The sequence below is a fragment of the Sphingobium sp. IP1 genome (assembly GCF_002708645.1).
GTDB lineage: Bacteria > Pseudomonadota > Alphaproteobacteria > Sphingomonadales > Sphingomonadaceae > Sphingobium > Sphingobium yanoikuyae.
Genome location: NZ_NOIW01000162.1, coordinates 1 through 8295, shown reverse-complemented (window position 1 = coordinate 8295; position 8295 = coordinate 1). Strand labels below are relative to the sequence as shown.

Genomic DNA, 8295 nt, shown 5'->3' with positions numbered 1-8295 from the left:
CCCCCGCCCACCGCGCCGGCGAGACCAACAGAAACGCGCCCCGACCGGCACGGCGGGGCGGGCGCGCAGGGAGCACCCACCCCCCGCACCCCCCCCCCCGCGACGCGCAGGGGCGGGGGACCCCCCCCCCCCCCCCCCCCCCCCCCCCCCGCCGCCCCCACCCCCAGAAACGCCCCGACCGCCGCCCCGGGGGCCAGCGCCCCCGCCTCGACGCCCGCCGCCGCGAACCAGCGCGCCCAGGCGTCCCGCCGCGAACTCTGGCTCAGCAACGGCCTGTCCAGCAGATCGGCCGGGCGGCGCAGCCCATTGGCCGCCAGCCAGTCCGGCGCGCAGACCGGCACCATCTGCTCGCGAAACAGATAATCCTGCGCCACGCCGGGCCATTCCTCCGGCAGGCCATAATGGATCGCCGCGTCAAATTCCTCCTGCGCGAAATCGAACGGGTCGGATCGCGATGCGAAATCCACCACCAGATCGGGATGCAGCGCGCTGAGGCCCGGCAGGCGCGGCGCCAGCCAGCGCATGCCGAAACTGGGCAGGGTCGCGATCCGCAGTGCCCCCTGCGCCCGCCGCGCCGCCACCCGCCGGGTCGCCCGCCGAATCCGGTCGAGCGCCGGGCGGATCTCCTCGGCATAGGCCTGCCCCGCCTCGTTCAGTAGCACCCGCCGCCCGACCCGGTCGAACAGAGGCGTCTGCAACCAATCCTCCAACAGTGCGATCTGGCGGCTGACCGCGCTCTGGGTCAGCCCCACCTCCACCCCGGCGCGCGAGAAGCTGCCATGGGTCGCGGCCGCGTCGAAACTGTTGAGCGCGCTCATCGGCGGCAGCCATTTGCGCGCCCTATCCATTCCCGTTCCGCATCAAGTGATGACAGCTCCCTATTTGCGCGACCCACCCTATCCTGCGATAAGGGCGCTGTCATCGTGGAGCGTTCTTATGTCATCGCAGAATGAAGGAAGCATCGTCGCCCTGGTCCAGTCGGTGCTGGGCGAAGAAGCCGGCAAGGCCGCACTGGACGCGCTGGCGATCGATCCCGCGCTGCTGGCGCAAAGCGGCCCGACCGTCAGCCGCGCCGCCTTTGCCATGGCGATGAACGTCATCCTGTTCCACGACCTGCTCGAACGGGTGCCGAGCGGCGCTGCCTATGTTGCCGACACGCTGGCGCGCGGCGGCCGAGTGGTCTTCGACCATGGCGCGCTGCGCACCATCCGCTTTGCCGATGGGCCGACCGGCGCCCTGCCCGCTGGCGAGGATGCCTTCACCCGCATCTTCCTGCCCTTGGGCTATCGCATGGCCGCCCTCTATCCGCTCGATCGCCTCAAGATGACCGGCCGCGCCTATGCCCATGTCGACGCACCCGAGGCTATCCCGCAATTCTTCCTCTCCGAACTGCATGTCGACCGGTTCGACGCGGAATTTGGCGCGGCCGCGACCCGCATCTTCGGCACCTCGCGCGATCCGCTCGATGCCCCGACCATCGCCCTGCTCGACCGCTATGCCGCCGGCGAACCGGTCGGCTTCGATGACGCCGCCGCCGCCCTGCCCGTCATCGTCTCCGCCTTCGACCGCCAGCATGAACCGCCGGCCTTTGCCGACTATGAGCTGCTGCTCTCCCGCTCCAACGAAGCCGCCTGGATCGCGACCGAGGGCAATGCCTTCAACCATGCGACCGATCGCGTGCCCGATGTCGCCGCGCTGGCCGATCGCCTCAAGGCGGAAGATCGGCCGATGAAGCCCAAGCTCGAAATCTCCGCCACCGGCCGCGTCCGCCAGACCGCCTTCCGTGCCGACAGTGTCGAGCGTCTCTTTGCCGACCGCGATCTGCGCAGCGTGCCCGGCTCCTTCTACGAATTCATCAGCCGCGATATCGACCCGGATACCGGCCGGCTGGACCTCGCCTTCGACACCGGCAACGCCACCGGCATCTTCGCCATGACCAGCGCCAAGGCTTGATCGCGGCCCCGGCTTGGGGCAACGCCTGCGCAATGTTGCTGGAGGCGTTGCCGTGAATGACAAGACCATCCCGTCCTGGATATTGACCCTGGTCTGCGCCGATCGCGTCGGCATCGTCGCGGCGGTCAGCCAGTTTCTCGCCGAACGGGGCGGCTTCATCACCGACAGCCAGCAATATGCCGATCGCGAGGCGGGCCTCTTCTTCATGCGCGTCGCGTTCGAGGCAACCGACACCGGCATGCGTTTCGACACCGCCAGCCTGCGCGACGAATTTGCCGACATCGGCACCCGCTTCGCCATGGATTGGCGCCTGACCGAAGCGGCCGAACGCCCGCGCATGCTCATCGCCGTGTCAAAGGGATCGCACTGCCTCGCCGACCTGCTGCATCGCTGGCAGACCGGCACGCTGGCGGTCGACATCATGGGCGTGGTGTCCAACCATCCCGACATGCGTCGCATCACCGAATGGCACGGCATCCCCTATCATGAGCTGCCGCCCAATGGCGACAAGGCCGTGCAGGAGGCCGCCCTGCTCGACCTGTTCGATCGCAGCCGGTCGGAATATCTGATCCTCGCCCGCTATATGCAGGTATTGTCGGAAAATCTGGTCGATCGGCTGGCGGGCCGCTGCGTCAACATCCATCACAGCTTCCTGCCCGGCTTCAAGGGCGCCCGCCCCTATCACCGCGCCCATGAGCGCGGCGTCAAGCTGATCGGCGCCACCGCCCATTTCGTCACCGCCGACCTCGACGAAGGCCCGATCATCGAACAGGCGGTCGAGCGCGTCGACCATCGCGCCACCGCCGACGACATGATCCGCATCGGCCGCGATATCGAGGCCCAGGTGCTGGCCCGCGCTGTCGGCTGGCTCGCCGATCGACGCGTGCTGCGCAATGGCGGCAAGACGGTTGTGTTTCGCTAGGAAGGACAAGCGGCCCGACATCCGTTCGGCTCGAGCCTGTCGAAAACCCTATACGCCCCTTCTCGACAAGCGCGAAGCCAACGGCCGTTAAAGCCCCAATCGCGCCCAGAAATCGCCCGGCGCCAGCACAGCCTCGGCGCTGCGGTTGCGCTCGACGCGCGACCAGCTGCTATGGGGAATATGGATTTGCGGGATCTGGTCCTGCCGCTGCTGGCGGACACGGGCTTGCTTGTGGGTCATCGTCTTCTCCTTGTGCGGGAGGAACACGAAACCGGGCGTTGTCGCTTGGGTACCGTGCGCTTTAGCCGTTGGTGACGCGGAGCAAGCTGACATCCTTCAAAAGCCGCGGAGCGAAACGCTCGGCACTCTATCTACCTATCAAATAGAGAAAGGCAAAATAGCTTATCTTGTGCCGCGACCATCCGGGCTTTGCCCGGACGGCCCGCGATCAGCCCAATTGCTCAGCCCAGCCGCGCCGCGTGCCAGCGCAGATGATCGTCCATGAAGCTGGAGATGAAATAATAGCTATGGTCATAGCCCTCGCGCAGATTGAGCGTCAGGTCGATGCCCGCCGCGTCGCAGGCCGTGCGCAGCAATTGCGGGCGCAACTGCCCCTCCAGGAAGCTGTCGCCAGCGCCCTGGTCAACCAGCAGCGCATCGATCCGCGCACCATCCTCGATCAGCGCGACCGCGTCATGCTTGCGCCACGCCGCCCGGTCCTCGCCCAGATAGCCGCCCAGCGCCTTCTCGCCCCAGGGCACCTGTCCCGGCGCCACGATCGGCGCAAAGGCAGACACAGCGCGATAACGCTCGGGATAGGTCAGCCCGACGGTCAGCGCGCCATGGCCGCCCATGCTGTGCCCCATGATCGACTGGCGATCCATGTCGGCGGGAAACTGGTCCGCGATCAGCGCCGGCAATTCCTGCGTCACATAGGACCACATGCGATAATGGGCGGCATAGGGCGCCTGCGTCGCATCGACATAGAAGCCCGCGCCCAGGCCAAAGTCCCAGGCGCCGTCCGGATCGTCGGCCACGCCCTCGCCGCGCGGCGAGGTATCGGGCGCGACGAAGATCAACCCCAGTTCCGCGCAGGCCCGGCGAAACTCGCCCTTTTCCGTCACATTGGCATGGGTGCAGGTAAGGCCGGACAGATACCAGACCACCGGCAGCTTCGCGCCCGGCGCATGCGGCGGCACGAAGACGGAGAAGGTCATCTCCGTCCCCGTCTCGCGCGAGGCGTGGCGATAGACGCCCTGGACGCCGCCAAAGGCCGTGTTGGTCGAAACCGTTTCCACCCGTATTTCCTTCCTCAGCCGATCCGATGCAGGCCGCACAGCTTGTTGCCGGCGGGATCGCGCAGATAGGCAAGATAGAGCTTGCCGAAGCCGCCCTCGCGCACGCCCGGCGGATCTTCGCAAGCCGTGCCGCCCGCCGCGACCCCGGCCGCATGCCAGGCATCGGCCTGCTCGGTCGATGTCATGCGGAAACCGATCGTGCCGCCATTGGCGTGGCAGGCCGGTTCCCCGTCGATCGGTTTTGTGACCATGAACAGCGCGCCGTCATGCATGTAGATCAGCCGCCCCTTGTCGTCCTGCATCGCCGGCTTGCCGCCGACCGCACCGAACAGCGCATCATAAAAGGCGCGGGAAACGTCGAGATCATTCGATCCCACCATCACATGGCTGAACATGGTCACTCTCCTGTTGGGTAATCGGTTCAGAAGACGACGACGCTGCGGATGCTCTCGCCCGCATGCATCAGGTCGAACCCCTTGTTGATGTCCTCCAGCCCCATGACATGAGTGATCATCGGGTCGATCTCGATCTTGCCGGTCATGTACATGTCGACGATCTTGGGCACGTCGGTGCGGCCCTTGGCCCCGCCAAAGGCCGTGCCGCGCCAGTTGCGGCCCGTGACCAGCTGGAACGGACGGGTGCTGATTTCCTTGCCGGCCTCGGCCACGCCGATGATGATGCTGGTGCCCCAACCACGATGACAGGCTTCCAGCGCCACGCGCATCACTTCGGTATTGCCGGTGGCGTCGAACGTGTAGTCCGCGCCGCCATCGGTCATCGCGACGATTGCGGCGACCACCTCCTCGCGGCTCATGCCCCTGGAGTTGAGGAATTCGGTCATGCCGAACCTGCGGCCCCATTCCTCGCGATCGGGATTGATGTCGACGCCGATAATCTTGTTCGCACCGGCCAGGCGCGCGCCCTGGATGACGTTGAGGCCGATGCCGCCCAGGCCGAAGATCACGACATTGTCGCCCACCTGCACCTTGGCGGTGTTGATCACCGCACCCACGCCCGTGGTCACGCCGCAACCGATATAGCAGCTGCTCTGGAACGGCGCGTCCTCGCGGATCTTGGCCAGCGCGATCTCGGGCAGGACGGTGAAGTTGGAGAAGGTCGAGCAGCCCATATAATGGAAGATCGGCTGGCCCTTGTAGGAAAAGCGGGTCGTGCCGTCGGGCATCAGCCCCTTGCCCTGGGTTGCGCGGATCGCGGTGCAGAGGTTGGTCTTGCCGCTCAGGCACGACTTACACTGGCGGCATTCCGGCGTGTAGAGCGGGATGACATGGTCGCCGGGCACGACACTGGTGACGCCGGGGCCAACCTCGCGGACGATGCCCGCGCCCTCATGTCCCAGGATCGAGGGGAAGATGCCCTCGCTGTCGAACCCGTCCAGCGTATAGGCGTCGGTATGGCAGATGCCGGTCGCCATGATCTCGACCAGGACTTCGCCCGCCTTGGGGCCTTCCAGATCGACTTCGACGATTTCGAGGGGCTTTTTCGCTTCGAAGGCGACGGCGGCGCGGGTTTTCACGGCGGGCAACTCCCATGACTGGCGTGAACGGGCGCCCCGAGGACGCCCTGTTAAAAGCATTCCCGGCGTTCATATCGGTTCCGGCAGCAATTGCCACCCGATACCGCTGTCAAAAGGAGAGGAAAATCCAGCAGGATCCAAAAAAAACAAAGCGCATCCAGCGACTTGCATCGCCAAATGGATCGCCCTGCCTTTCCCGGTCGCGTCCTGTTTAGAAGGACACGTTGTAAATGAACCAGCCCAGGATCAGCAGGCTGCTCACCAGACAGATACGATCGCCGAAGACATCAATTCGAGACATCTGACACATCCTTCACCCAAAAGACGATCTGCGCCGCCTGTTGAGGAAGAATACATCAGATAAATGGACGTGGGAACAGCAATCTCACGACAAAACGTGCCGCCGGGGCGATGAATGGAAATCACAACATCTTGAAATTTTCGCTGCAGCGCACAGCGATCATTCAACTAATAGAACGATGCCAAAAAGCCGAATGGTGGCAGGCACTTACCGCGGTTCAGCGAAATGCTGCACCGCGGTGGCGCAGGAAGGAGGCCGTAGCCTCCTCCGGCCCGCGATAGGCTTCCTGAAACTCGGCGCTCCAATATTTCAGGTCGTCGAGGTCGATTCGCGCGCCCGATACGGCGCAGAGCACGAACTGCCCCGGCCGTACCACGTCGAAATGCGGCGTGTCATAATGCAGCACCGCCAGCCCCTGAATATCCGCCGCCATCAGTCGCCGGTCAGGATGCGGTCGACCAGCTGCTTCACGGTCGGCACGAACCCGTTCGAATAGAAGGGGTCCTGCTTGAAGCGATAGGCGGCATGGCCGGCGAACAGCAGATTTTTGTCCAGGTCGCCGCCATGCACCGATTCCTGCAGCGACTTCTGGATGCAGAAGCTGCGCGGATCAGCCAGGCGACCGGTCGAGTTGGTCTCGCTGTCCATCCAGCTGGAGAAGCTGCACTGCGACAGGCAGCCCATGCAGTCGGTCTGGTCCTTGCGGATTTCCGCCTTCTCTTCCTCGGTCACGAAGACGAGCGTGTTGTCCGGCGTCTTGAGCGCGGAGGTGAAGCCCTGGCCCACCCATTCGCGCGCACGCAGCAGGTCGCCGACCGTCACCCAGAAATTCTTGCCCTTCACGCCGGCATCGAGCTGATGGGTATGATCGCCCGCCTGTTCGGTGCTGAACGGGATCTGGCGGTCCGACCGCGCTTCGAGCGAGCGCAGGAAGGGATTGCGGATCGCCGAGCTGTAGAATCCGGTGGGCGAGAATTTGTGCAGCAGCACGTCGCCCGGTTCCAGCTGCATCAGCCGGTCCTTCCAATCCTGCGGGATCGGGCTTTCCTGGGTCAGCAGCGGACGGGTGCCGAACTGGAACATGATCGCGCCCAGCTCGGGATTGTCGATCCAGTCATTCCAGTCCTTGAGCGCCCAGACGCCGCCAGCCATGACGATCGGCACGTCGTCGGAAATGCCGCCTTCGCGCATCGTGGCGCGCAGGTCGCGCACGCGCGGATAGGGATCCTGCGGCGCGCGCGGATCTTCCGCGTTGGACAGGCCGTTATGGCCGCCGGCCAGCCAGGGATCTTCATAGACCACCGCGCCCAGCCATTCCGATGCCTTGGAATAAGCGCGCTTCCACAATGCGCGGAAGGCACGGCCCGACGACACGATCGGCAGATAGCTGACATTGTAGGAAGCGGCGATTTCGCTGAGCTTGTAGGGCATGCCCGCGCCACAGGTGACGCCGGCGACCATGCCCTTGGTCTTTTCCAGAACGCCGTGCAGCACGCGCTGCGCACCGCCCATTTCCCACAGCACGTTGATGTTGATCGCGCCCTTGCCGCCGGCAATCTCATAAGCGCGCTTCACCTGCTCGACGGCACCGTCGATGGCATAGGCGATCAGTTCCTCATGGCGGTCGCGGCGGGTGCGGCCATGATAGATTTGCGGGATGATATTGCCCATGGAGTCATAGCTGTCGGCATTGACCGCCGATACCGTGCCGATGCCCCCGGCAGCCGCCCAGGCGCCCGAACTGGCATGGTTGGAAACAGCAACACCCTTGCCACCTTCGACCAGCGGCCAGACTTCACGGCCACCATAGACGATGGGTTTCAAACCCTTGAACAACGACTTCTCCCGCGAAATGAACCGGCCTCCCCAGACCGGTTGAAATGTCGTCCTATAACAGTTTTTGTCAGGGATGACGAACTGTAGGGCGCCCTAGCGCAAAATGTGGGGGCTGGCCAGAGCCTCGCCATATAATGCGGCATAGGCGTCGACCATGGTCTTTTCGTCATAATCGCGCTGCGCCCGTGCCCGGTTGGCGGCCCCCAATGCAGCGCGCAATTCCGCGTCGGCGGCCAGCGCCCCCAGCGCGTCGGCCAGCCCCTGCTCGTCCGCCGCGACGAAGGGACGATTGGCCGGCGCCACCATATTGGCGACATCGCCGACATCGGTCGACGCCACCGGCAGCCCGGCCGCCATCGCCTCCACCAGCGAGATCGGGAACTGCTCGCTGTCCGACGACAAAGCGAAAATGTCGAACAGGCCGACGAAGCGCCAGGGGTCGGTCATGAAC

The 8295-nt window shown here is 65.0% G+C and carries 10 protein-coding genes; 2 read left to right on the top strand and 8 right to left on the bottom strand.

What is annotated here, in order from left to right:
* On the bottom strand, window positions 1–848 hold an 848-nt coding region (locus tag CG471_RS27930; protein ID WP_257211716.1), incomplete at its 3' end, for a LysR substrate-binding domain-containing protein.
* Window positions 849–936: 88 nt separating this feature from the next.
* Here CG471_RS27930 and CG471_RS27925 point away from each other — a divergent pair.
* A complete protein-coding gene (locus tag CG471_RS27925) occupies window positions 937–1953 on the top strand; it encodes a DUF1338 domain-containing protein (RefSeq protein WP_099234440.1) in 1017 nt (338 codons plus the stop codon).
* Window positions 1954–2005: 52 nt separating this feature from the next.
* Window positions 2006–2875, top strand: coding sequence for a formyltetrahydrofolate deformylase (gene purU, locus CG471_RS27920; protein ID WP_099234441.1), 870 nt, complete (start codon window positions 2006–2008; stop codon window positions 2873–2875).
* Between the two features lie 87 nt (window positions 2876–2962).
* Here the strand turns inward: purU and CG471_RS30870 are convergent, their stop codons facing one another.
* The 7 genes from CG471_RS30870 to CG471_RS27890 form a co-directional block, all read right to left on the bottom strand.
* On the bottom strand, window positions 2963–3115 hold the full coding sequence (locus CG471_RS30870) for a hypothetical protein (protein ID WP_004212243.1): 153 nt from the start codon (window positions 3113–3115) through the stop codon (window positions 2963–2965).
* 221 nt (window positions 3116–3336) lie between these two features.
* The gene (gene fghA / locus CG471_RS27915; protein WP_099234439.1) at window positions 3337–4173 is read right to left on the bottom strand and encodes an S-formylglutathione hydrolase; all 837 of its coding nucleotides are present in this window, start codon (window positions 4171–4173) and stop codon (window positions 3337–3339) included.
* 14 nt (window positions 4174–4187) lie between these two features.
* Window positions 4188–4568, bottom strand: coding sequence for a VOC family protein (locus CG471_RS27910; RefSeq protein ID WP_004212241.1), 381 nt, complete (start codon window positions 4566–4568; stop codon window positions 4188–4190).
* 26 nt (window positions 4569–4594) lie between these two features.
* Entirely contained in the window at window positions 4595–5707 is a 1113-nt protein-coding gene (locus tag CG471_RS27905; RefSeq protein ID WP_004212240.1) for an S-(hydroxymethyl)glutathione dehydrogenase/class III alcohol dehydrogenase, read from the bottom strand.
* Between the two features lie 518 nt (window positions 5708–6225).
* A complete protein-coding gene (locus CG471_RS27900; RefSeq protein WP_004212238.1) occupies window positions 6226–6441 on the bottom strand; it encodes a DUF2093 domain-containing protein in 216 nt (71 codons plus the stop codon).
* Window positions 6441–7844: a nitronate monooxygenase family protein gene (locus CG471_RS27895; protein ID WP_004212237.1), complete on the bottom strand. Its 1404-nt coding sequence runs from the start codon at window positions 7842–7844 to the stop codon at window positions 6441–6443. Before CG471_RS27895 ends, CG471_RS27900 begins: the two co-directional genes overlap by 1 nt.
* Before the next feature lie 93 nt (window positions 7845–7937).
* Window positions 7938–8295: glycosyltransferase (locus CG471_RS27890; protein WP_143560299.1), on the bottom strand; the 358-nt coding region annotated here is incomplete at its 5' end.

Bases quoted from the DNA above. Each gene is read 5' to 3' on its own strand.
- CG471_RS27925 (WP_099234440.1), top strand. From the start codon at position 937: ATGTCATCGCAGAATGAAGGAAGCATCGTCGCCCTGGTCCAGTCGGTG.
- CG471_RS27900 (WP_004212238.1), bottom strand. From the start codon at position 6,441: ATGGCGGCGGATATTCAGGGGCTGGCGGTGCTGCATTATGACACGCCG.
- CG471_RS27910 (WP_004212241.1), bottom strand. From the start codon at position 4,568: ATGTTCAGCCATGTGATGGTGGGATCGAATGATCTCGACGTTTCCCGC.
- CG471_RS30870 (WP_004212243.1), bottom strand. From the start codon at position 3,115: ATGACCCACAAGCAAGCCCGTGTCCGCCAGCAGCGGCAGGACCAGATC.